This is a genomic window from Paenibacillus sp. LBL (assembly GCF_029893715.1).
Taxonomy (GTDB): Bacteria; Bacillota; Bacilli; order Paenibacillales; family Paenibacillaceae; genus Paenibacillus_AQ; species Paenibacillus_AQ glucanolyticus.
This window is the reverse complement of the sequence record NZ_JARXYU010000006.1, coordinates 48,558-72,829: the sequence shown is the minus strand read 5'-3', so window position 1 is coordinate 72,829 and position 24,272 is coordinate 48,558. Positions and strand designations below refer to the sequence as shown.

22 protein-coding genes are annotated in these 24,272 nt (G+C 51.7%); 16 read left to right on the top strand and 6 right to left on the bottom strand.

Going from position 1 to position 24,272, the window contains the following annotated elements:
* From M2277_RS15280 to ald, 9 genes are all read left to right on the top strand, one after another.
* Window positions 1-1,011 carry an ABC transporter ATP-binding protein gene (locus tag M2277_RS15280; protein ID WP_036641261.1) on the top strand — a complete coding sequence of 337 codons (1,011 nt, stop codon included), beginning with the start codon at window positions 1-3 and terminating at the stop codon, window positions 1,009-1,011.
* Window positions 998-1,798, top strand: a complete 801-nt coding sequence (locus tag M2277_RS15275) for an ABC transporter ATP-binding protein (RefSeq protein ID WP_036641213.1) — start codon at window positions 998-1,000, stop codon at window positions 1,796-1,798. Before M2277_RS15280 ends, M2277_RS15275 begins: the two co-directional genes overlap by 14 nt.
* Window positions 1,799-2,091: 293 nt before the next feature.
* Window positions 2,092-4,524 (top strand): sensor histidine kinase, encoded by a 2,433-nt coding sequence (locus M2277_RS15270; RefSeq protein WP_280755090.1) that lies wholly within the window; start codon window positions 2,092-2,094, stop codon window positions 4,522-4,524.
* A gap of 126 nt (window positions 4,525-4,650) precedes the next feature.
* Window positions 4,651-5,316, top strand: coding sequence for a response regulator (locus M2277_RS15265; protein ID WP_006208643.1), 666 nt, complete (start codon window positions 4,651-4,653; stop codon window positions 5,314-5,316).
* Window positions 5,317-5,523: 207 nt separating this feature from the next.
* Window positions 5,524-5,646 carry a hypothetical protein gene (locus tag M2277_RS15260; protein WP_255308658.1) on the top strand — a complete coding sequence of 41 codons (123 nt, stop codon included), beginning with the start codon at window positions 5,524-5,526 and terminating at the stop codon, window positions 5,644-5,646.
* A gap of 6 nt (window positions 5,647-5,652) precedes the next feature.
* On the top strand, window positions 5,653-7,650 hold the full coding sequence (locus M2277_RS15255) for a methyl-accepting chemotaxis protein (RefSeq protein WP_280755089.1): 1,998 nt from the start codon (window positions 5,653-5,655) through the stop codon (window positions 7,648-7,650).
* A gap of 155 nt (window positions 7,651-7,805) precedes the next feature.
* Window positions 7,806-8,708 (top strand): helix-turn-helix transcriptional regulator, encoded by a 903-nt coding sequence (locus tag M2277_RS15250; RefSeq protein ID WP_280755088.1) that lies wholly within the window; start codon window positions 7,806-7,808, stop codon window positions 8,706-8,708.
* Between the two features lie 125 nt (window positions 8,709-8,833).
* The gene (melA, locus tag M2277_RS15245; protein WP_152827531.1) at window positions 8,834-10,333 is read left to right on the top strand and encodes an alpha-glucosidase/alpha-galactosidase; all 1,500 of its coding nucleotides are present in this window, start codon (window positions 8,834-8,836) and stop codon (window positions 10,331-10,333) included.
* A gap of 366 nt (window positions 10,334-10,699) precedes the next feature.
* Window positions 10,700-11,818 (top strand): alanine dehydrogenase, encoded by a 1,119-nt coding sequence (gene ald / locus M2277_RS15240; RefSeq protein WP_006208647.1) that lies wholly within the window; start codon window positions 10,700-10,702, stop codon window positions 11,816-11,818.
* Between the two features lie 167 nt (window positions 11,819-11,985).
* On the opposite strand, the gene M2277_RS15235 is transcribed toward ald, so the two are convergent.
* On the bottom strand, window positions 11,986-12,678 hold the full coding sequence (locus tag M2277_RS15235; RefSeq protein WP_063478808.1) for a pseudouridine synthase: 693 nt from the start codon (window positions 12,676-12,678) through the stop codon (window positions 11,986-11,988).
* Between the two features lie 147 nt (window positions 12,679-12,825).
* Window positions 12,826-13,386, bottom strand: a complete 561-nt coding sequence (locus tag M2277_RS15230; protein WP_036641224.1) for an SLOG family protein — start codon at window positions 13,384-13,386, stop codon at window positions 12,826-12,828.
* A gap of 124 nt (window positions 13,387-13,510) precedes the next feature.
* On the opposite strand from M2277_RS15230, the gene M2277_RS15225 reads away from it, so the two are divergent.
* Window positions 13,511-14,389: a DUF6612 family protein gene (locus tag M2277_RS15225; RefSeq protein WP_063478809.1), complete on the top strand. Its 879-nt coding sequence runs from the start codon at window positions 13,511-13,513 to the stop codon at window positions 14,387-14,389.
* A 144-nt stretch (window positions 14,390-14,533) separates the two neighbouring features.
* Here M2277_RS15225 and M2277_RS15220 read toward each other — a convergent pair whose 3' ends face one another.
* Window positions 14,534-15,508 (bottom strand): DUF4871 domain-containing protein, encoded by a 975-nt coding sequence (locus tag M2277_RS15220; protein ID WP_148248019.1) that lies wholly within the window; start codon window positions 15,506-15,508, stop codon window positions 14,534-14,536.
* Complete coding sequence (locus tag M2277_RS15215) at window positions 15,505-16,023, bottom strand: RNA polymerase sigma factor (RefSeq protein WP_280755193.1); 519 nt, start codon at window positions 16,021-16,023, stop codon at window positions 15,505-15,507. The genes M2277_RS15220 and M2277_RS15215 overlap by 4 nt, the downstream gene beginning before the upstream one ends.
* A gap of 163 nt (window positions 16,024-16,186) precedes the next feature.
* Between M2277_RS15215 and M2277_RS15210 the strand changes: the two genes are divergently transcribed.
* Both M2277_RS15210 and M2277_RS15205 read left to right on the top strand, forming a co-directional pair.
* Window positions 16,187-16,687 carry a hypothetical protein gene (locus M2277_RS15210; protein ID WP_148248018.1) on the top strand — a complete coding sequence of 167 codons (501 nt, stop codon included), beginning with the start codon at window positions 16,187-16,189 and terminating at the stop codon, window positions 16,685-16,687.
* Window positions 16,688-16,741: 54 nt separating this feature from the next.
* The gene (locus M2277_RS15205; protein WP_006208654.1) at window positions 16,742-17,257 is read left to right on the top strand and encodes a mismatch-specific DNA-glycosylase; all 516 of its coding nucleotides are present in this window, start codon (window positions 16,742-16,744) and stop codon (window positions 17,255-17,257) included.
* A 100-nt stretch (window positions 17,258-17,357) separates the two neighbouring features.
* On the opposite strand, the gene M2277_RS15200 is transcribed toward M2277_RS15205, so the two are convergent.
* A complete protein-coding gene (locus tag M2277_RS15200; RefSeq protein ID WP_063478812.1) occupies window positions 17,358-18,212 on the bottom strand; it encodes a 1,4-dihydroxy-6-naphtoate synthase in 855 nt (284 codons plus the stop codon).
* Complete coding sequence (locus tag M2277_RS15195; RefSeq protein ID WP_280755087.1) at window positions 18,209-18,925, bottom strand: futalosine hydrolase; 717 nt, start codon at window positions 18,923-18,925, stop codon at window positions 18,209-18,211. Before M2277_RS15195 ends, M2277_RS15200 begins: the two co-directional genes overlap by 4 nt.
* 187 nt (window positions 18,926-19,112) lie before the next feature.
* Here M2277_RS15195 and M2277_RS15190 point away from each other — a divergent pair, with 187 nt between their 5' ends.
* From M2277_RS15190 to M2277_RS15175, 4 genes are all read left to right on the top strand, one after another.
* Window positions 19,113-19,712 carry a TetR/AcrR family transcriptional regulator gene (locus M2277_RS15190; RefSeq protein ID WP_280755086.1) on the top strand — a complete coding sequence of 200 codons (600 nt, stop codon included), beginning with the start codon at window positions 19,113-19,115 and terminating at the stop codon, window positions 19,710-19,712.
* Window positions 19,713-19,938: 226 nt separating this feature from the next.
* On the top strand, window positions 19,939-20,946 hold the full coding sequence (locus M2277_RS15185) for a substrate-binding domain-containing protein (RefSeq protein ID WP_006208659.1): 1,008 nt from the start codon (window positions 19,939-19,941) through the stop codon (window positions 20,944-20,946).
* Complete coding sequence (locus tag M2277_RS15180; protein ID WP_197477100.1) at window positions 20,927-22,870, top strand: histidine kinase; 1,944 nt, start codon at window positions 20,927-20,929, stop codon at window positions 22,868-22,870. Before M2277_RS15185 ends, M2277_RS15180 begins: the two co-directional genes overlap by 20 nt.
* Window positions 22,867-24,081 carry a response regulator transcription factor gene (locus M2277_RS15175; RefSeq protein WP_280755085.1) on the top strand — a complete coding sequence of 405 codons (1,215 nt, stop codon included), beginning with the start codon at window positions 22,867-22,869 and terminating at the stop codon, window positions 24,079-24,081. The genes M2277_RS15180 and M2277_RS15175 overlap by 4 nt, the downstream gene beginning before the upstream one ends.
* Window positions 24,082-24,272 lie beyond the last annotated feature (191 nt).

Here is a 24,272-nt window from a genome sequence, read left to right as displayed (position 1 = left end):
TTGAGCACAAATATACTGGAAGTTCATGGACTGAAGACATATTACCGAACCCGGCTGAAGGAACATGTATATGCTGTAGACGGCGTGAGTTTTTCGCTTGAGAAGGGGAAAACGCTCGGCATCGCCGGGGAATCCGGCTGCGGCAAATCGACGCTTGCGCTTAGCCTGATGGGATTTTATTTTCCACCACTGCATTTCGGCAGCGGCTCGATCGTTATTAACGGCACGGATATCATGAAGCTTGGCAAAGAGCAGCTTCGTGCCCAGGTATCGGGAAGAGAGATATCGTACATTCCGCAGGCAGCTATGAATGCCTTGAATCCTACACTCAAAATCATACATTTTATCGAGGATATTATGAAGGAGCACCGACCCGAGCTGAACAAGAAACAAGTGTGGGACATGGCGGCAGAACGGTTTGAAACCTTGAACTTGTCCCCCAAGGTGCTCCACTCCTACCCGAACGAACTGTCAGGCGGTATGAAACAGCGGACGGTCATTGCTATCTCCACCATTCTGAATCCGAAAGTGCTGATTGCGGATGAGCCGACCTCGGCTCTGGATGTAACCTCGCAGAAAGCGGTCATCAAGCTGCTGAAAAGCCTGCTGGACCGAGGCTTTATTCAGTCGCTTGTCTTTATTACACACGAGCTGCCGCTGCTCTATCATGTCACGGATGACATCATTGTTATGTACGCAGGGGAGATTGTGGAGCGCGGAACCGCAGAGCAGATGATCTTCGATCCGATCCATCCCTATACTAAGAAGCTGATGGGCTCCATCATCGTGCCGGAGGAAGGCATGAAGGGCCATAAGCTTGCCGCGATCCCGGGAACGCCGCCCAATCTGAAGAACGTGCCGGAAGGCTGCCGGTTTGCAGACCGCTGTTCCTATGTCCAGGAAACGTGCCGGAAAGGGAAAATCGAGAGCCAAACCGCGGGGGATCGCATCTATCGATGCATCGTGGAGCCTGAAGTGCTTAAGGAGTGGTATGCAAATGAAGCAGAATGATGTACTGATTCGGGGAGAGCATCTGACGAAGGTGTTCGGTTATGGGAAACAGAAGACAACCGCCGTGGAGGATGTCAGCTTTGCCTTTCACGAAGGTGAAATCATATCCATTGTCGGCGAGAGCGGAAGCGGCAAAACGACACTGGCCAAAATGATCATGGGCTTGCTGAAGGAGAGCAGCGGCTCAATTGAGTATATGGGCAAGCCGAGGCAGTTGAAGCGGCATGGAGACCGCAAGCGATATTGGAAAAATATCCAGGCGATTTTTCAGGATCCGTTCTCCTCGTTTAATCTGTTCTACAAAGTTGAAAAGCTGCTGCTCGATTGCATCAAGCTGCAGGGTGTCAATCTGACAAAAGAGGAGCAGCTTCGCAAGATGAAGGAAGCCTGCTCCTTCGTGAATCTGAAGTTCGAGGAACTGCATAACAAGTATCCGTTCGAATTGTCCGGCGGACAGATGCAGCGTCTGATGATCGCCCGCATCTTCATGCTTCATCCGAAGCTGCTGATTGCGGATGAGCCGACCTCCATGGTGGATGCATGCTCGCGCTCCACGATTCTCGATATGCTCCTGAAACTGCGGGATGAGAACAATATGACGATTATTTTCATTACCCATGACGTAGGGCTGGCTTATTATGTGAGCGATACGCTGTACATCATGGAACAGGGGAAAGTGGTGGAGCGGGGACCGGCGGAAGAGGTCATCTTAAATCCGCAGCATCCTTATACCCAGCAGCTTATTTCTGATGTGCCCAAGATCCATTCCGAGTGGGATCTGGCATAAGGAGCAACAGGATGGATATCCTGCTGAAATGCCCTGAGCGGATAGCCGCTTGGGGCATTTATTTGTGCCCAGGATGCCCCTTGACAGCCTGGGCGCTTCGCTTATTTTCGCGAATGCGACACCGGGTTTTTTTATATTTAATTTCTGTCTGCTGGATCTTTGGTTTCGCAAAGGATTTGCCGATAAAGGATAAGGCTGCAATTGAACCTTGGGTTCAGCGGCAGCGGCAACTCGGGGTGCACCGCTCGTCTAACGACCGGTGAGTTTACTTCATAAGGGGACAATAGAGCAGCATGTGTAACTACTTCCTTGGAACTGCAACGCTAATCCTGGTCATCTTAACGACCACCTTCACGATGTTCTTATATAGATACCGTTATCCGCGCAGGTTAAGCCGTCAGTCATTGGACCTTGCCGAAGGCAGATTTCATATGCTTGACGAAATGCTGCTTACGCTGGATGTAGGTATTTGGTCATACGATATCGGCACAAGGAGTATCATGAATACTTCATTGGCCTTTCAAAAGATCACAGGCTATTCACGGAGTGATTTCTCGGATGGGCTAACCTGGGAAACGATGATCCATCCGGAGGATATGCCGCTGTTTCAATCTTTAGTACACAAGCTTCGGCATGGCGAGGCTGTTCATACGGAATACCGGATTATTCACGCGGAAGGGGATATTCGCTGGGTCCAGGTGAAAATGATTCCAACGATGAACGAAAGCAGGCAGACAGCACGGGTCGATGGCATTGCGATTGATATTACTTCACGCTTTCGCATGGAAGAGGCGCTGTATGATATTACCGAATGCAAGAAGATGGAGATAGCACTCAAAGAAAGCATGAATCGGTATCGCAGGCTCGTGGAGATGTCGCCTATAGCCATCGCGGTGTGCAAGGAACGCAAGCTCATGTACGTAAATCCGGCGGGACTCCGAATCCTGGGGGCGGCAGGTCCTGAGGATATCCTGGGTACCGATCCCTGGGACTGGGTGCTGAATTCTTATGAGGAATGGGCACGTAAACGGCATGCGGAGCTGATCCGCAAAGGCCATGTTTTCCCGGAGGAATTGTCTTTAAGACGGGTTGACGGGGCAAGGGTCGATGTGGTGACAACGGCACTGTATGATGCGGAATCGACCACGATCGAGATTTTCTTCGAGGATATTACGGCCCGCAAGTCAGCGGAGCGAGCCTTGATGGAGAGTGATCGTATCAACCGCCATATCCTGGATATTGCACCGGTTGCGATGTTCCTGCACTCGGATTTTGCTTATATTTATGCGAATCCTGCAGGCTTCGACTTATTAGGGATAACTGATGTCGCGCAATTGGATGGGACCTCTTTTCTGGATGTTATTCCTACTGACCAGATTGAGTTCGTTATTTCCGAGGTTGAACATGTGTACGAAAGCGGGATGACCTCACAGCTCACTGAGAATAAGCTGGTCCGGCTGGATGGGACGATTATTGATATTGAGGCAGTCACAACTCGAATTCCTTATATAGGCCATAATACAGCACTCACCATTATTCGGGATATTACAGAAAAGAAGAAGGCCGAGCGGGAGCGGATCGCGGCAGAGCGGCTTGTCCGAGAGAGCGAGGACCGGTATTTCCGGCTGCAGATGAGCCTGGACCGATTCTCCTCCGACCTCTTCGGCATGGTTAAAATCAGCGAATTGAATGCCCGTATCGTACAGGAAATCCAGGAAGTGCTGGAGACTGATCGGGTGAGCCTCATTCAGATCAATCACCACAGCCTGCACATCAAGATACAAGGCGGCTGTAAAGTGCTGCCTCCAGGGGTTCTTACAGCAATCCATAATTGTGGTCCTGAGCATATTCCTCTCTGCAAACTGTTTGAGATGTGTGACGGATATTTTGTCAAGATTGGTGAAATGAACGGAGATACCAGCATGGTCTGCATCGGGGGAGAAGTCCCGCTGTTAATGATTCAGGCCAAGAAAATATGGCTGGAGACCATTTCCCGGTATGCCAGCGTCCTTTATGATAACTTCCGCGTCATCGAGGATTTGACAAGGGAGCTGGACAAGCTGGGTTCCTCGCAGCAGATTATGCCCCTTTGGCTGCTGAGGCTCATGCTGCATTTGTCCGAGAATGAGCGCAAGCGACTGTCCCAGGATCTTCATGATGCGGCGCTCCAGGAGCAGATTATATGGTACAGGAAATTAAATCAGATTGTATCGGATCATGAACTGCCGGAAGGGCTGCGGCGGCAGCTGGAGGAGATCGAGGAGGGACTTCTGGACGTGATTTATCAGATTCGAATCACGTGCAATGAGCTTCGCCCTCCGCTGCTTAAGGAAGAGGGACTTGAGCGCTCCTTGGAAGCTTTATTTGAGTTCACGCAGCTTCGTACGAATTATTCCATACAGTTCGACTGTTCGAACTTCGATGATGATATTAGCGATGACCATTTAATCGGACTGTACAGAATCGTACAGGAGCTGCTTGCGAATGCCACCAAGCATTCCAATGCAACCGAGGTGAAACTCACTTTGTCCACCCAGTCGGATGAAGTCAGCCTTAGTTATGAAGATAACGGAATTGGAATCGACCGGACCCAGAAGCCCAATCAATTCAACAATATGGGGATCGGCGGCATGAAGGAACGGGTGAGGAGCATGAACGGTAAAATCCAATTCGAATCGTCGGACAGCGGGGGGTTGGCTGTTTACATCCAGATAACGGCAAAATGAGGGTCCGCCAAATGAAATCGCAAGAGACCGCAGCAAACGGCGAGAAACCGAAGCATAGCGGTTAAACATCCCGGCGGTTCATCCATGTTAAGCAAGAATACCAGATTGAAGGAGTCATGGAAAACGATGATTGAAATTTTATTAGTGGATGACCATCCCTCGGTGATGGAGGGGACCAAGGTGCTGCTTGAGCAGGAGAAGGATATGTTTGTGAAGCTGGCTAATACGCCGGAGCGGGCGCTGGAGCTGGTGAGAATGGTTCATTTTGATGTGATGCTGATTGATATGCATATGCCGGGCATGAACGGAATCGATCTAGCCAAGCAGATTCTCCAGATCGTTCCGGATGCGGTGATGCTGATCTATACAGGCTTTGAAGTCAGCAATCATTATAACTTGATCATGGAGGCCGGTATGGCTGGTTTCGTCTCGAAGACTTCGGGGAAAGAGCAGCTGGTCACGGCCGTTCGGTGTGCACTGCGTGGAGAGGTGGTGCTGCCGCTGACACTCGTGAAGCAGCTTCGGCGGGTTACTGCCAATGGTTCTGAACGGACATCGGGGGGGACAGAAGCTCAGTCTATAACGGATAAAGAATATAGCATTCTGAAGGAGATTGCCAGGGGGAAGAGCAACAAAGAGATTGCGGGAACGGTGATCATGAGCCAGCGCTCGCTGGAGTATTGTTTAACCAATCTGTTTCAGAAGTTGAATGTGAAGTCGCGCATTGAGGCTGCTCTCAAGGCCAAGCAAATGGGAATTCTGTCAGATTCCGATTTTGTCCAAATGGGATAGAGATTTTCTTAGGCAAGCCATATTTCGCAAGCGTCCTCCGAATGAAGAGACGTCAATTCTTTGTTTTTCGACAAGAACCGCAAGTTGGCCCGCAAAATTCTTGCGCGATCACGCAATAGAATTTCGGTTACGAACGGTATGCAAGTGTATATGCTTATTGTACTGGATGAACGTAGTCTATAAGTAGGAGAGGTGAAAGCTTGCGGCATGACAAAGGACCTATTTGATTATGATGTTGACGACCTCTTGTCACCGGAAGAGATTGAGGAGATTCTAGTGCAGCTTGAAGAAGAGTGGAATGAATTTAACAGCAGGAAGAAGCGAGGGTGACTCAACATGAAATCATGGAAATTTCTTAAATCTCTGTTTGCGATGAAACTCCGGACTCGCATGTTAGTTGTTATTTTGGGGTCAATCACCATTTTTTTGGCAAGCATGATGACCTACATCAGTATCACAACGAAGGAAGAGGCTCTGGATTCAGCGAGGACGCTGGCAATGACAACAAGTGAGAAGATCGGCACCCTCGTTCAAGCGGAACTGGATGACGTTATGAATTCGGCACGTACCTTGGCCGTAAGCTTAGTTGGCATGAAAGAGACGGATATCACGAATCGGGCAGCCGTTAACGAAATATTAAGAAGAAACCTGGAAGCCAATCCATCCTGGAAAGGGCTCTGGACTTTATGGGAGCCGGATGCCTTTGATGGACAGGACGCTGATTATATAAACAAGCTCGGCAGTGATTACTCCGGACGGTTGATGTCATACTGGGCAAGAACGGATTCGGGGCTCGAGCACACACCTATCGAAGATTACGAGCAGGAAGGGGAGGGGGACTTCTATCTTCTTGCCAAAAATAGCGGAAAAGAAATCATCATGGATCCGTATGTCTTTAAGGTAGGCAACGAAGACGTCATGATGACATCGCTTGTTGTTCCCATTATCGATAACGGAAAGACGGTTGGTGTGGTCGGAGTCGATATCTCCTTGGCACATCTGCAGAGTGTTATGGAGCAGTTCAAACTGTTTGATACGGGGTATGCACATATTTATTCAAACACCGGCGTTATCGTGACGTCACCTGAAGACGGTCTGATGGGACAAACGATGGGGAAAGCCTATCCTGGCGAGACGGTGCCGCTCATACTGGATGCGATCCGGGAAGGCAAGGTATACGTGGAGGAGGATCCTGATCTGTACAAGTTGTACACGCCAATTAAGACCGGATTGACAGAAACGCCATGGTCAGCCGCCATTATTATTCCGATGAAGGAGATTACGGCGAACTCAGAGGCCATGACCCGGTCTGTTATAGTGGCAGGCGTGGTCACTTTGTTGGCTATGGGGGCTGTAGTGATTCTGTTAACGAGTTCCATCGTGAAGCCTTTAGGTGCATCCGTTGCGATTGGCGAGTTCATGTCCAAGGGAGATTTTACGCAGAAGGTTCCTGCAGCGTATCTTCGCAGATCGGATGAGATTGGTACATTGTCCCGAGTGTTCGCCCAGCTGCTGGAGAGTATGAAGGAAATGATCGGCAAAGTGAATATGAATGCGGCGTCCGTAGCTGCTGCTTCCCAGCAGCTGTCTGCCGGAGCGGAGGAGCTGGCGGTCGGGAGCAGCAATCAGGCGGAATCCGTGCAAACGGTCAGCGAATTGTTCCAGGAATGGTCGAATGCAATCAACTCGGTTGCAAGCGATGCTTCGGCTGCATCAGAGCTTGTCAACCAGACTTCCGGAATTGCGTCGGAAGGCAGCGGGATCGTTCAGCAATCCGTTGAAGGCATGAATCGGGTGCGGGAGCATGTCACCAGGCTTGAAGCAGACTCCCAGCGCATTGGCGAGATTATCGAAGTGATCGACGATATAGCCAAGCAGACCAACCTGCTGGCCCTTAACGCCACGATTGAGGCTGCACGTGCCGGGGATCAAGGGAGAGGTTTCGCTGTGGTGGCGGATGAAGTACGCAAATTAGCGGAACGAAGCGGAGGAGCCACGAAGCAGATCGCCGACATTATCAAGGGCATGCAGAAGAATACGGCCGATAGCGTGGAGGCGGTTCAGCATGGCGTCGTCTACACGGAAAAAGCCGGGAAGGCCTTTGCCCACATTACAAGTATGGTGAATGAGTCGGCCGGCAAAGTGATGGACATTGCAGCTGCCAGCGAAGAGCAGGCCGCACAGGCCGCCGAAGTGGCAACTGCCATCGAAACGATATCCTCGTCCACAGAGGAAACGGCGGCTACGAGTGAGGAATCGGCTGCAACCGCGCAGTCGCTTGCCGAGCTCGCGGAAGAGCTGAATCATACGGTATCGGCCTTCAAAATCTCGTAGCACGGATAGCATAATGATGATAAGCTTGGCCCAAGGGCCAGGCTTTTTTTATATATAAATCGAATCCATTATAGTGCAGAAGAGGAGCCATCCCATTCCGTGGGCCGGTGCTCTTGAATATATCCTTACACAGTGTGAGGGGAGGAAGGTCAATCGTGAATGGAAGCCTGTTTCAGCAGATGCTTGAGAAGGGCGATTACGTCCCGCGATTCTACGCCTATTATTATAAGCAGTGGAAGGACTATCAAATGCCGTATCATCAGCATGATTCAACCGAGATTATGTACATGATCTCAGGGGAATGCCGAATTGATGTCAAGGCTAACCATATGGAAAAGAGTGTCACGCTGAAAAAAGGGGAGTTTATCCTACTGGATGCTGAGGTTCCGCACCGGTTAATCGTCGAGAAGACGACCTCCTGCCGTATGCTGAACGTGGAATTCGGGTTTATGGAGAGCGCTGGCAAAGCGCCTTCCTTAAGACAGATTATGCGCGAGGAGGAAGAGGTGATGTTTCTCTTGAACCGGCCGTTCACTTCCCTGGTGCTAGTCGATCAGGAGGAGGTGTACCCGGTTCTGAGAAGTCTGGTGCTTGAGCTCGATCGGAGAGGAACAGATGGTAGAACGATGACGCATGCGCTGTTCATCCAGCTGCTCGTATGCATCGCTCGCCTGTATGAAGAAAGGGAGCGCAGCGATGTGCAGCAGAGCGAACTGTACATCAAACGATGTGTCGATTTTTTACATCAGAATTATGATCGGCCGATTCAGGTGAAGGACGTAGCAGCGGAAGTGAATTTGCATCCGGGGTATTTGCATCGGGTATTCCGCAGAGGGACAGGCAGGACAATTACCGAGTATTTGACAAGAATTCGAATGGAGAAGGCCAAGATGCTGCTGGAGCGGACCGATATCCCCATCCATGAAATATCGGAATATGTGGGTGTTGGCAGCAGGCAGTATTTCCATCTGTTATTCAAGAAGTTTACAGGCAGTACGCCGGTGGAATATCGTCTCCAGCAAGACCGGAATGCATGGAAATACGGCGAACCGAAGTGAGGGGATTATGAAGAAGTGAGGATTGTTGACGGTGTTTAGCTCAAGAGGTCATGATATTGATAACGCTTTCCTTTGATCGGTTGCTACAATGATTACAAACTCATTTGTAGCTGGGAGAGGATACAATGTCATTTAAGGTTGCATTTATCGGAGCAGGGAGCATCGGCTTTACGCGGGGAATTCTGCGTGACCTGCTGACTGTGCCGGAATTTCGGAATATCGAAGTGGCTTTCACCGACATCAGTCGGCATAATCTCGATATGGTTACTGAATTGTGCCAGAGAGACATAGACGAGAACGGGTTGTCCATCAGGATTCAGTCCTCCACAGATCGAAGACAAGCCCTGCAGGATGCCAAATATGTCATTTGTACGATTCGCGTTGGCGGCTTGGAAGCATTCCGTACGGACATCGAGATTCCACTGAAATATGGCATCGATCAGTGTGTAGGTGACACGCTGTGTGCAGGCGGCATTATGTACGGGCAGCGGGGAATTCCCGAGATGCTGAGCATATGCAAGGATATTCGGGAGATGTGTGCACCCGATGCGCTGCTGCTGAATTATTCGAATCCGATGGCGATGCTGACGTGGGCCTGCCATCAGTATGGCGGTGTGCGGACGATTGGTTTATGTCACGGTGTTCAGCATGGGCACCACCAAATCGCAGAGGTGTATGGCTTGAAGAAACAAGACGTTGATATTGTCTGCGCGGGTATTAATCATCAAACCTGGTATATCCAAGCCTCTCATCAAGGCAAGGATTTGACGAGCGGGCTGCTGGAGGCGTTCGAACGGCATCCGGAGTACAGCCAAACAGAGAAGGTACGCATCGATATGCTGCGGCGCTTCGGCTACTACAGTACGGAATCCAATGGCCATCTCAGCGAATATGTCCCATGGTACCGAAAGCGGCCGGAGGAAATTACGGAGTGGATTGATCTTGGCAGCTGGATTAATGGAGAGACGGGTGGATATTTACGCGTTTGCACCGAGGGTCGCAGCTGGTTCGAGACCGATTTTCCGAACTGGATGAAGGATCCGGCCATGGTATTTAGGCCCGAACATCGGGGAGAGGAGCATGGCTCTTACATCATTGAAGGCTTGGAAACGGGCCGGGTATACCGTGGACACTTTAATGTCGTGAACGAAGGCATTATCTCCAATCTGCCGGATGATGCGATTATCGAAGCGCCGGGTTACGTAGACCGCAACGGAGTTTCCATGCCGCTGGTAGGCGAGCTGCCGCTTGGACCGGCGGCTGTGTGCAGCGTGAGTATATCGGTTCAGCGATTGGCGGTTGAAGCCGCGGTTCACGGTGACGACCTGCTGCTTCGTCAGGCGTTTATGATGGATCCGTTGATTGGAGCGGTAAACAATCCGAAGGAAATTTGGCAGCTGGTTGATGAAATGCTGGTTGCTGGTGAAACGTGGCTTCCACAGTATGCGGATTCGATTGCCGCAGCGAAGAAGCGACTTGCAGCCGGGAACCTGATTCCGACTCTTCAGTATGAAGGTGCCGCCAGACTTAAGGTCAAGACCGTGGAGGAGATGCAGCTCGACCGGGATACGGCCAACAAAAATGCAGGCGAATCCGATAAAGGGAAGGATCGGGAGAAAGTGTGACCGCAACTGCCGCATCCAGCTTAATGTGGTAAATGAACAGCAGACCGCATCGGTGAACATGTTACTTTAACGAAAGCCATGAAATGAATGCATGTAGTATGTGAGCATCTTGAAATCGACGTGAAGTCAAGCTGAATGATCACCTCTCATAAGGGCTGAAGCCAAGAAGGATAACGCACATTCGCTTCAGTCGCATAAAGAGAGGTGATCTTTTGTATGCAGCCAGTTATGGATTTGCATATACTGTAGATACATAGTTATGAAATCGGATGGACAATCCCTGACCTTAGACAGGTACACAGTTTGGGCAAAAATAGGTACAATGCAATTAGATAGGCAAAGTTGACCACTAAGGAGGCCATGGGGATGATCATTGGGGTTCCCAAAGAAATCAAAAATAACGAAAGCCGTGTCGGCATGACGCCGGGTACCGTCATCAGTTTTAAAAATGCGGGGCACGAAGTGCTTGTACAATCTGGGGCTGGTCTTGGCATTGGCTTTACAGATGAAGATTATAGAGCGGCTGGTGCCAAGGTGGTTGCAACGGCTGCAGATGCGTGGAAAGCCGAAATGGTTGTGAAGGTAAAGGAACCCCTGCAGGAGGAGTATGATTATTTTCAGGAGGAAATGATCCTGTACACCTATCTGCACCTGGCTCCCGAGCCCGAGCTGACCAAAGCGCTGGTTGACCGGAAGGTGAGTGCTGTTGCTTACGAAACGATACAGCTGACGGATGGCAGCCTGCCATTGCTTACACCGATGAGCGAAGTGGCGGGAAGAATGTCCATTCAAATCGGTGCTCATTTCCTGGAGAAGGCGCATGGCGGCAAGGGCGTTCTTCTAAGCGGCGTTCCTGGTGTAGCGCCGGGCAAAGTTGCGGTGATTGGCGGTGGAATCGTTGGCACCAATGCGGCAAGAATTGCTCTGGGTCTCGGCGCGGACGTCAGCATTCTCGATATTAATCCGGGGCGGCTGCGTCAGCTGGATGATCTGTTCCAGGGGCGGGTCAAAACGATCATGTCTGATCCGTATCACATTGCGGAGACGGTGAAGGCGGCGGATCTTGTTGTGGGAGCGGTGTTGATCCCCGGTGCTCGGGCTCCGCGCCTCGTAACGGAAGAAATGGTGAAGGAGATGAGCCCGGGATCGGTCATCGTGGATGTGGCGATCGATCAAGGGGGCTCGATCGAGACGATCGACCGGATTACAACCCATGACAACCCTACCTATGAGAAACATGGCGTCATTCACTATGCCGTAGCCAACATGCCGGGCGCAGTAGCCAGAACCTCCACCATGGCATTGACTAATGTAACGGCACCTTATGGTTTGAGAATAGCTAGCAAAGGACTCCGCTCCGCAGCCCGGTATGATAAAGCACTGGCGAAGGGCATTAATGCCATCGGCGGCAAAGTGACGTATGAGGCGGTTGCGGCAGCGCATGGATACGCATATACAAGCATTGATGATTATTTGCTGGCGTAGAGGCAGCATCTGAGCTTAAATAGAAAAGAGCCATCTTTCAATCGGACACGAGACCAGGTTTACGGCGTCAACCTGGTGACGGAATCAGCTTCCGGCGTGAGCCTCTTTGAAAGATGGCTTTTTGGTTTGACGTTCAGAAGCACCAAGAAATCAGCCAGTATAACATTCTAGTTCAGCATGAACAGCAGTTTATGGAGCTCCCTTTCCTCCAAATGCCGCCACTTCCCCCGTTCCAATTGATCCAGCGTAATATTCATAATTCGGATGCGCTCCAGCTTCAGCACTCTATACCCCAGGGCCTTACACATTCTGCGGATTTGCAGATTAAGGCCCTGGGTCAAAATAATGCGGAATACCGCTTCGCTTTGCCTGAAAACCTCGCATGGCTTGGTTACTACGTCCAGGATTTCAACGCCTTGAGACATCCTCCGCATAAATTCATCCGTAACGGGTCTGTCGACGGTTACCACATATTCTTTCTCATGATCATGCTCCGAGCGCATCATTTTGTTCACGATGTCTCCATCGTTCGTGAGCAGAATCAAGCCTTCAGATGCTTTATCCAGCCTGCCGATGGCAAATATACGCGACGGGTAATTCACATAGCGAATGATGTTTCCTTCCACCTCTTCCGCTGCCGTGCAGACGATGCCCATCGGTTTATTCAGGGCCAGGTACACAGGCTCGCTATCGTTATGAGGAATTTCCTGCCCATCGATGAGCACGATATCCTCGGGCTCAACCTCCGCCCCTTTTTCGCATACCTTGCCGTTGATCGTAATGCGCCCGGCTGCAATCAAGCGGTTGGTCTCCCTGCGCGAGCAAAATCCCGTTTGACTGATATATTTGTTAATCCTCATGCTCCACCACTTCTCATATGTATTTAGTGCCGCTCCGATATGCTGAAAGTTAGCCATGGCTGGCTGGTAAGGAGCTTGGCGTAGATTGAAATAAAATGAGGAAGCCGTTCGAGGCATGCAGTGGTTGTGTCATCGGGCTGACGACATTTAGTAATAATCCTGCGACGAATTCTCTTCGTCGGCAACGGCCTGTATTTCCTCTGACCCGATGCTGATGAAGCGGTAGCCGTCTGCGGCCTGTTTCTTTAATGCGCGCTCTTTAATGAACTTGGGGCTGGCTTCGCCGTTATCTTCGTCGTACACGAGCAGAATGCCATCGGTTTTACGGAGGAGGAGATCGTCTCTGGCCGTAAATTGCCAAGGTCCCTGATAGCTGTTCTTGCTGACAGGCGCATAGAAGTCCACCCCCTTCATCACTTCCTGGAAGTAGGCCTTCTTGTCGTCGTTCCACTGCTCCTCGGGATTCTGATAGGCCGTCAGAATGGAGCATCTAAGCTGAGGATATTCGGCTTTTAGTTCAATGGCAGCCTCAATGGCCCACAGGTCTACGCCATATTGACCAGGGGTGATGACCCACTGTAATCCCTCCTCGAGCAGTGGAATCAAGCGGCTGGCAATCGCTTTGCGGATATAGGGGATGCCCTGGTGTTTGTTATTGTAAATACCGAGCTCATGAGCCCGATAGCCGGTAACCAAAATGTTTTCCATCGAGCACGCTCCTTGATGAGAATAGGTTTAGTGTAACTTTTTCGAATATTTTGATCAACACATGTTACATATTGTATAAATTTGGGTAAGTACACGGGAATACATATTTTAGGAGGATAATCGATTGAAAAAATGGACAGCCGTATTACTTGGAGCAATTTTGATGATGAGCATTGCCGCATGCGGCAATGACAGCAAAGCCGGGGATGATGCCGCAGCACCGCCAACTACCGGACAAGAGACTACGACCCCGGCCGAAACGCCGCCGGTTGCAGAAGAACCGCAGGAGGAAGCCGCCCCGACGGCAGAAGAGCTTCTTCAGAAATCAGCGGAAGCTTCTCAGAACTTGAAGAGTTTTGCCATGAAGGCCGATATAAAACAGCACATTGTTATTGAGGGTGCCGAGAAGCAGGAGCAGAATGTCGATATGTCACTCGATTCGGAAATTACGCTGGAGCCGATGGAGATGATGCAGAACATCGCGATGGATTCCCCGGATGGCAAGGTCGAGATGAAGCAGTATATTACGGAAGACGGCATATACATGCATATGGACGGACAATGGATGCAGGTTCCGGCGGAGTCCGAGAAGGAAATCCGGGACAGCCTGGACATGGCGAATGCAAGTCCGGAGCAGCAGTTGGAGCAGTTTAAGGCGATAGCCAAGGATTTTACAGTGACGGAAGAAGGGGACGTATATGTCCTGACGGCTGATGTATCCGGGGATAACCTGAAGGAACTTGCCAAGACGATGATGAATCAAGCAGGCAACGATCCGCAGATGGAAGCGATGATGGATCAGATGGATATCAAGAGCATCAGCATTGTATATGGCGTACAGAAGGAGACGTATCTGCCGGCGACGACCGATATGGACATGGTCATGGAGATGGCAGCAGAGGGTGATAAGGTAACGCTTGACATGAAAATGAAGAGCGCATACTCCAAGCATGATGAGATCAGCAAAATCGAGGTTCCCAAGGAAGCCTTGAACGCCACATAATGTCGCTAACGGCTATTGAACAAGCGGAATATGAGATGATCATTTCTTCTTCATGAAAAAAGCTGCTCCGGTATTGCAGATGTTCTGCAGAACCGTGGCAGCCTTTTTTCATGAGGAGCCCCACGTATGAATGGATGGAGGGGGTTATGGCGAATCGACCTCAACGATGACACTGCCGAACAATTGACCGTTAATGGAGGCCATAATTCTCCACTGCCCTGCCGAAGGCAGCGACATGGTGGTGGGTATGGCAGCATCGGCACCATTATGTTTTCCGGGTCTCAAGGTCGTCTCAAAAACATCGATGATCTTGCTTGTATTTCTTTTTACTGCCGTAATGAACAGGTCCCCTGTCAATTCTTCGCTGCGTCCCCAGAAGTGCCACATGTATTTATTCGGCTGACCTGCGATAAACCCCGGATTGATAAAGCCCAGGCGCCCTTCCACGCCGGTCATGTCGTACACGCCGGATTTGAAGCTTGGACTTGGTTCCCAGCTGCTGTCAGGCACATGAATCACGATATCGCCGTATGGTTCATCATCCACCATTACATTGAATTTCCATAAACCGGAGAGCGGCATGCCAAAGCGGGAAGACACCCGGGTAAAGTCATTGTAAGCCATATCGGAAGTAATCTCCGTTTCGGCAAGCTCTTCGAGCGTTGTTCCTGTATCCCGGTGAACGGCCGATATGCGGATATGTTTACCCTCCAGCTCTTGTATCGGGGTGAACAAATTCCACCAGGCACCGGCTGGAGCGCCTGCGGCAAAATCTCCGCCCGGAATCGCCTGAAGTTTATCTACCCCGTTCTCGGCATATACGTTGTGTGGAGTCCATTCAGCCGAACCCCCTAAACCTTTGATCGGGACAAGCTGTTGAAGGGCAGGAGATTCGCGCCACCCCCAAACCGCAGCGATCAGAAGCAGGGTAAGAATACTTGCTGCCATGAAACGCGAACGGGCAGGGGACCTCCGCATGGTTCGGTCTTTCATTAATGAGCTGCTGCCAGCGCTGTTTAACACACGGGATTTCATGCTGCTGGTGAACATCGGCTCGTTAAAGGGAGAGGAACCGAGTTCCTGCATCCAGTCCGGCTGCTGTTCTTGTTCAGTTTTCATTGGACATCCTCCCCTTTCAACATCTTTTCCATTCGGATGCGAGCCCGGTGTAGTCTGGATTTGATCGTGCCTTCGGAAATTCCGAGCAGTTCGGCCATCTCTTTTCGCGGCAGCCGGTAGTGGGATTCGAGAATGAGCACCTCCCGGTATTTCGGAGGCAGCTCCAAGACGAATTTCCATATCTGCGAGACTGCGGCAGCGTCCATGAATTCTTTTTCCGCGGAAGGTCCGGTTTGCTTGGAGGTTATCCAGCCGGTTAAGGACACCCTGGTCATATAAGAAGACTTGAGATAATTCAAGGATAGGTTGCGGGTGATGGTCAGGAGCCAGGTCTTCACAGAGCTTCTGCCCTGAAAATCATTCCAATGCTGAAAGGCCTTCAGGAACACGTCCTGACTGATATCATCTGCCGCTTCTCTCTGTTTCGTCAGGAAGAATGCATAGTTCCACACGTCCTGGCCGAAGGATTCCATCAAGCCGTTTAGCACAGAGCCCGGATCGTTCACGGCTACCATTTGTTTCAGGTACTCCAATAGCATCACCTCATTTTATTAGACAATGGAAAAACCTCTCGGTTCCCGAATTTCATTGGGGAAATTGAAACAATTTAACAGATGAATCGTTTAAACGGGTAACAGATGTGCATGGCGTGCAGGAATTAAGGAAGGAGACAGGCGTATGAGTATATATTTTAAGGATAACTTTTTTAACGCAGGTAGAACAGATATGATGGACAGGGACGGCAGCATCATCGGGAGTCTGGATTTGAAGAGTGCTTTCGGCTCCTCCCTGGATGTGTATAATGCTTCAGGAGATCATGTATGCAGCGGGTCATTTCGTTTCTTCTCTAACAAATGGAACATTGCTGACGGGCACGGGGAAGAGCTGGGCATGCTGCGTATGCGGATGAGTTTTTTTACGAAGAAATTTGAATATGACGCGGGACCGCGCGGTGTCTATGAGATCACGTCACCGGCCTACTCGAACGAATATGAAATTGCGGATACCGCTGGGAGAGGAATAGCCCGGTTTTCCCGTATTAGCGGATGGCTTCAGCCTGGTGCGTTCGAGCTGCAGAATGACAGCGATACTCTGGGGGACTGGGAACTTGCTGCCCTGGTCATGGGCATTCACCAAATACGCAAGCGCAACAACCATGCCGCCTCAAGCTCCCATTAAAGGTCGTCATCGTCCGCAGCGTATCGGCTAGAGGTAACGATAGGAGGAGTCATAATGAACGAAGTCAGCGACCATCTGGACTATGGATTAACCTTGGTGTTTATCGGTTTTAACCCCAGCCTGCGATCAGGTGAAGTTGGGCATCACTATGCAAACCCGCGCAACAATTTTTGGAGGATTCTGCATAAGTCCGGCTTGACTCCGCGTTTATATGAAGCGTCAGAGGATGGGGAACTGCTGAAATTAGGATACGGGTTTACGAATATTGTGGCCAGACCCACACGAGGCGCTGAGGATATTACCCGAGACGAGTACAGGCTCGGAAGAGAGACGCTGCGGGAGAAGCTGGCGGAATACAGACCGGAGGTGGCCTGCTTTGTCGGCAAAGGGGTATATACTGAATTCAGCGGCAGCTCACGGGTGGATTGGGGACTCCAGCCAAACTCGGTTGTCGACGGCATTCATGAGTTCGTAGCCCCTTCCTCCAGCGGACTTGTGAGAATGCCCATGGATGAGATTATCGGGATTTACCGGCAATTGAATGATTACATATCCAAGGAGGAGTTCTAGCACAATTTGTCCGTGAGGTCATGTATTGGGAAAAAAAGAGGAAGGCCTGGAAGCTCCGGTGGAACCGGGCCTTGGCCTTCCTCTTTCCTAATGTTTGTTGTTATGGACGCTTCAGCAGGGCTGGATCGATTCGCGGTACAAGCCCTTCATCCGCCGCGCGATTCAACAGGGCCGAAATCGCTGCATAACCGTCTTCGCCAAGCTCTGCCGTAAATGGATTTACGTACAGATCAATGTGGGCATCGGCTACGTCGGGGTCCATTTCCTGTGCATGCTGAAGGACATAGGCTCTGGATTCCTCAGGATGTTCCCAGGCGTATTCCACCGAGGAGCGAATCCAGTTCGAGATCCTTGCCAGGTCCAGGGATCTGCGCGCTACAATGGCTCCCAGCGGAATCGGCAGATTCGTATCGGACTCCCACCAGCTGCCCAGATCCGTCATCAGCTTCAATCCGTAAGATGGATAGGTAAAGCGTGCCTCGTGGATAACAAGCCCGGCATCGACAGCCCCATCCCGCACGGCAGGCATAATCTGATCAAACGGCATGACCACGATTTCGCCGAGGCCACCCGGAATTTGCTGTGCCGCCCACAGACGGAACAACAGATACGCTGTGGAGCGTTCGCTTGGAACGGCTACCCGGCGGCCCGAGAGCGCAGCAGGACTGGCGGGGGTTCCTCCATCTGACAGCTTGTCCGCAGTCAGAACGAGCGGGCCGCAGCCGCGCCCGAGTGCTCCGCCGCACGGCAGCAGGGCATACTCGTCCAACACCCAGGGCAGCGCGGCATAGGATATTTTCAGAATATCTTGCTCTCGATCTTCAGCAGCCCAGTGGTTGGTCATATCGATATCCGCATAGGATATGTCAAGCTCGGGCGCACCGGGGATCAAGCCGTGTGCCAGGGCGTGGAATACAAATGTGTCGTTGGGACATGGGGAAAAGGCGATTTTCATCGTAACACCTCCGGTAGTAATGAGCTTGCGGTTTCAAGCGCCTGCAGCGCTTCTTTGATCTTCCATGCGCTGCGGTCCCGCGGACCGACCATGTTGGAGATGGAACGGATTTCGAGCACGGGGACGCCGGCGGCAGAGGCGGCCGTGGCGACGCCGAATCCTTCCATAGCCTCAGCGGCGGCGTTTGGCACCCGGTTGACCAGTCGTTCGGCCGAAGCCGCTGTTCCTGTGGTCGTGGAAACCGTGAGCACAGGACCGAGGGTTACGGCGGCACCGGCCCGATTCAGGGCACCCGCAAGCTTGCGGGCGGACGCTGTATCCACTTGAATGCGGTCCGTACCGAAGCCGAGCTCCTGGACACTGCTGAAGCCGTCCTCGGTTTCGGATCCGAGATCTGCTGCAATGATGGCATCCGCAATGACAATGGAGCTGACTTCAGCCTGGCCGGCAAATCCGCCGGCAATACCTGCACTGATGACAACATCATAAGAGACCTGTATGAGCTGGCGGGCAGTCGCCGCAGCAGTGGCAGCGGGACCGACTCCTCCTGCAATAACATCAAATCCGCTTGCATGGCCCAGACCGCGCAGCACGGCATCTTTCTCGGCATCCACCGCCGTGACAATCAAGACACGCTGCGCAGGCGAATGTGGCGAGTTATACGTTTCGGCTGTCCTAAGAGCCGCCGAGTTTGAGTGGGAATGATCCTGCATGGTTTATAATCTCCTTCTTGGCAGTAACGCTAAACTTCTTATCCCTTACGTTATAACGTTCTTGCGGCTGTGTAAAGTCTTCCGTCCAGGTTGAGTCTGGACTTTATGCAAGGACAGCTTTTACAATATGAAGTGTAATCAGCGTTAACTTACATACATCATGACTAAATTCGGAGGTTGGATAGCTTTGCGGAAGAAGGGTGCGAATGGACAAGAAAGCCGGGCAAGACTATTGATTGTTGCTGCCAGTGAATTTGCGAGGTCAGGATACCATCAGACGAAAATTAGCAGCATCGTTTCCCGGGCAGGATTGACGCAGCCGTCATTCTATTTGTATTTTGAGAGCAAAGAGGCCATTTTTAAGGAGCTGGTTGAGAAATTTCGAACGAATCTTAAGACGCTGATCGAGGGCAGCAGAGTGGAAGGTGGGATTGATGAGGATGACGTGTCCAGCCGTCTGCTGGGCGTGCTAAGGGAGTTATTTGCGTTTCTTGCCAAAGACCCGGATCTGACGCAGATCGGTTTTTTTATCGGGGATGACTCTGCTATCGTCAAAGCTGAGATGGCAGCGATGCTGGAGCAATATCTGAAGGATGAGCAGCGGGATGGTCTCTTGGACCGTGAATGCGATATGCGCATCGTCGCGGAAAGCTTGGTGGGTGTCATCGAGAGGCTAACCGCTCAGCAGCTTCTGACAGAGAAACGGACTTCAGAGGATCTTGCGTGTCACGTGGTGAATCTATTCATGCACGGAATTCGAGAGGATCCGGTTAAGGGGTTTTCATAAGGATATTGAAGCATTCCAGGCTGATAAGAGATGCTTGCAATGATAAAAAATAGGCTGTCAAAGGTAGGGATACCTGTGGACAGTCTGTTTTTTTGTGGCTGCTACTTGTTTTTCTGATGGGGGGTTTGATCTTGTTCAAACAATTGCAGTATATTCTTAATACATTATGTAACCGATTGCAGTTGGAATTGACATTACCTGGGATGGGGAATCGGGGGCGTTTTTTATGAAGAAAATGATGCTGGTGTACGCTGCTCTTATTTTGGCTTTTCTGACATACGTGTTTATGTACCGATTGGAGGATCGGCGCACTTCGGCATGGGAGGAGGGAGGGCTGCACGGCAGCATAGGCGAGAATTATGTCATGGTGACCTTTCAATCGGGCATGGAGTATTGGAAAAACATTCTGAAGGGCTTCGAGGACGGAGGGGACGCTCTCGGCGTGTCCGTGGATTACCGCGGCTCTACGCAATATGACGTGGAGGAGCAGATCACTGTACTGGAACAGGTCATCGCCAAGCGGCCTGCCGGCATTGCCTTGTCAGCCATTGATTCCAAGGCGCTTACGTCTACAATCAATAAGGCAGTGGATGCCGGTATTCCGGTCGTGCTGTTTGACGCGGACGCGCCTGACAGCAACGCATATTCTTTTTTGGCGACTAACAATTACGAGGCTGGTGTTGCAGCTGCGGATAAAATGGCTCAGTTGTTAGGCCGTGAAGGAGAGGTCGGGATCATCACTCAGCCCGGACAGCAGAATCATGATGACCGCTCGGAGGGTTTCCGGGAAACTTTGACCCAGAGATATCCGGCCATGACGGTAGCGGAGGTCAAGGAAGGGAAGGGCGATACGCTCGTAGCCAAAGGAGCCGCCGCCGACATGCTGGACAAGCACCCTAATCTCAAGGGCATCTTCGTGACGGAGGCCAGCGGCGGGATGGGGGTAGCGGATGCCGTGATTGGCGCGGATAAAACCGGAGAGGTCGCCATCATCGGATTCGATACAAATAAAGGGACACTCGACCGGATCTCCGATGGTACCATTGCGGCAACGATTGCACAGGGAACGTGGAATATGGGGTATTGGTCCCTGCAGTATTTGTTTCATCTGCACCACGGACTAACCGTGCCGGCTCCGACCCTCGGCAATGATGTCTCTCCGCTTCCCACCCGGGTGGATACCGGGATTTCGATTGTGACCCGAGAGAATGTGAATGATTATTATGCGAAATAGAAATGAAATGGAGTCCTGGCGAGAAGGCTTGCTGCGCTGGCTGCGATTTGGAGACCTGCCGCTGAGATACAAGCTGGTCATCCTGTTTCTCATGATTGGTATTCTGCCATCGATTGCACTGGGCGTGCTGGTCAATTGGACAGTCAACCGTATCGTGGACCAACAAGTCACCTCCAATACCATTCAATTGATCGGGAAAGTCAATCAAACTCTGGACAATGATATGGAAAATCTTCAGAATATCACTTATTTGATCGGGTTTGACCAGCGGATCGAGCGGTTCCTGAATGGTGATATTCAAGGGGACCGACCGGCAGCTGAAGCCGGAGGCGGAAGCAGAGCCCTTTCTCAGCCCTCTCAGGTGAAGCAGGACAACGAGGAGAACTACGAAATCAAGCGCTATCTCCAAGGCTACACAACGCTGTATCCGGAAATCGCGTCCATCCTTCTGGTTAATCGCGAAGGAGAGTATATCAGCAACGAGATGTACGCCCGCAGCCCGGGGAGTTTAACCGGGGAAGCCTGGTATCGGGAGGCCGTTTTGAACGAGGGGATTTTTACGGTGCTCGGACATCCGGTCGACCGCAAGGTGACCACCCATGTTCATTATGGCGACGAAGAGCTGGTGTCGGTTGTGCGTTCGTTTGTGGACCCGGACACAAGGGAAGTGACCGGAGCGGTATTGATCGACTTGAAGCTGCGGGCCGTGGCGAGAGCGGTGCGGGATGTCACGCTTGGCAAAAGCGGATATTTGATGGTCACGGAAGCGGGCGGCTCAAGCATCTACACACCGGAGGATTCATTAATTCCGGCCATTCCGCCTTCATGGCTCCCGGATAAGGAAGGCGGCGCGGTGATACGTGAGGTAAATGGAGAACGGCTGCAATTGATTTACGGCACGTCTTCTTTTACCGGTTGGCGGACAATCGGCGTATTTCCGACCAGCGAATCGGTGTATGAGGTCCGGGAGATCCGATTTTACATGATTTGTTTCTTGTTTGTGGTGTGTCTCTTTGGCGTCGCCGCATCCTATACACTCTCCCAGTCGATATCAAGACCGATCTGGCAGCTGATGTCGTTCATGCAAAAAGCGGAATCCGGGGACCTGACGATCCGTTACTGGGGAAATCGACAGGATGAGGTAGGTATGCTGGGGCGAAGTTTTAATCGGATGCTGCAGCAAATCCGCAAACTGATGAAGCTGAGCGAGCTGCGCGAACAGCAGAAGCGGGAAGCTGAGCTTCGCAGCCTTCAGGCCCACATTAGGCCGCATTTTCTGTACAACACGCTGGATACCATTCATTGGATGGCCCGCAAGAAAGGGGCGGACGATGTATCCGATCTGGTGGAATCCTTGTCAAGGCTGTTTCGGATCGGTCTCAGCAAAGGGGATGACATCATTCCCATGCCCGACGAATGGATGCATATCAGCAGTTACCTGCAAATCCAGAAAACGCGTTACCGGGACAGGCTGCAGGTGGAGATGTATGTGTCTCCTGAGGCCGAGAAGCTGTACGTCCTGAAGCTGCTGCTGCAGCCGATGGTGGAAAATGCGATATACCACGGGATAAAAGCCCGCCGAGGACCGGGACGCATCGGCATCAAAGCGGAGGTGAGCGAAGATGTTCTATTCCTATCCATTCAGGATGACGGGGCAGGCATGGCGCCGGAGCGGCTTGCGGAGCTCCGCAAACAGCTTGCTGATCCCGTAGCGGCCATGGAGGGACATTCAGAGCAAGGGACTGGCCGAAGTCGCAGTTACGGCATGCTGAATGTTCAGGCTCGCCTCAGGCTGACGTTTGGCCACAAGTATGGAATCACATTGGAGAGCACAGAAGGCAAGGGGACGAGGGTGATCATTGCGCATCCGCTGCTGCATACCCTCCCCTCTTCATCTGGGCATGATGGGAGCGACAGTTTATGAATAAGGCATACCAGGTATTGATTGCTGACGATGAACCGATTATCCGAGAGGGAATCCGGGATGCCGTGGATTGGGCGTCACTGGGCATGGAGGTGGCAGCCGAGGCGGAGGACGGCGAGGAAGCGCTGGAGCTGGCGCTTGGCCGGCCTATTGATATCATGCTGGTTGACATGAATATGCCGTTTATGGACGGCATTGCCCTCATGAGGCGAATGAAGGAGGAGCGTCCCGAATGCCGGTTCGTCATTATTACCGGTCATGATGAATTCGCGTATGCACAGGAAGCGATCCGGCTCGGGGTGAAGGACTACATATTGAAGCCCGTGAATGCACAGCATCTGGTCCAGGTGCTGGGAAGCGTGCGGGACGAGCTGGACGATCGGCAGATTCAGGAGGATTATCTGAAGAAGGCATCCGAGCAGATCGAGAAGAACATACCGCTGCTACGGGAGCGTTTTCTCCTCGAGTGGATTCACGGCCTGCTGGATGAGGAGGAGGCGCCGGGGCAGCTTGATTTTCTCGGTTTGCCGCCCTGCCGCCCCTCCCAGGTCGGCATCGCACGATGGCCGGAGCTGAATACGCCGCAGCCCTTGATGAAGGAAAGCGACTGGCAGCTCTACTTGTTTGCGATGGAGAATATTATATCCGAGCTGCTTCACCCTGCCCCTCACATTCTGTTCCGCGATCATGCCGGATGGATCGGAATCTGTATATGGGGAGAACCCGCGCTTGAACTGGCTGCCGATGCAGAGCAAACGATTCAGAAGTACTTGAAGCTGACGGTAAATGTTCACATGGAACCCGTGCAGGAAGGAGCTGAATCGATTGCGGCTGCCTATGAGGCGTGCCGGGAAGGGGTATTCCGGGAGGCTCAGCTCTCTCCGCTGGTGCGGCGAGCAAGGCAGCTGATCCAGGAACAATACGCCGTGCGGGAGCTGACCCTGGAGTCTTTTGCCCATACTCTGCAGGTTTCCCCGGTTTATTTAAGCCGTACTCTAAAAAAAGAGCTGGGAACGTCGTTTGTGGCTTTTATTACCCAGACACGCATTCGAAAAGCCATCCAGCTGCTGAATTCCACCGATCTGAGCATTCACGACATTGCCGAGCAGGTCGGGTATGACAGCCAGCACTATTTCAGTACGGCATTTAAGAAGGTGATGGGCGTTTCGCCTAACGGCTACCGCAAGGGAGCGGCTTTTCAGGAGCAGTGAGCTGACGCTGCAGTCCTGAAGCAGTATGTGTAGAGGCCGACTCCGGCAGGATCATGGTTCACGAAGGACGACCAATCAGGGTCGTCTTTTTTTTTGTTTGCCTGGCCCAAGATCCGTCTTATCGTCTGACAACGTAGGCAGGGTGGATTTGCACAGCTTCACAGACAAGCGGCCGGGACGAATTCATGTTA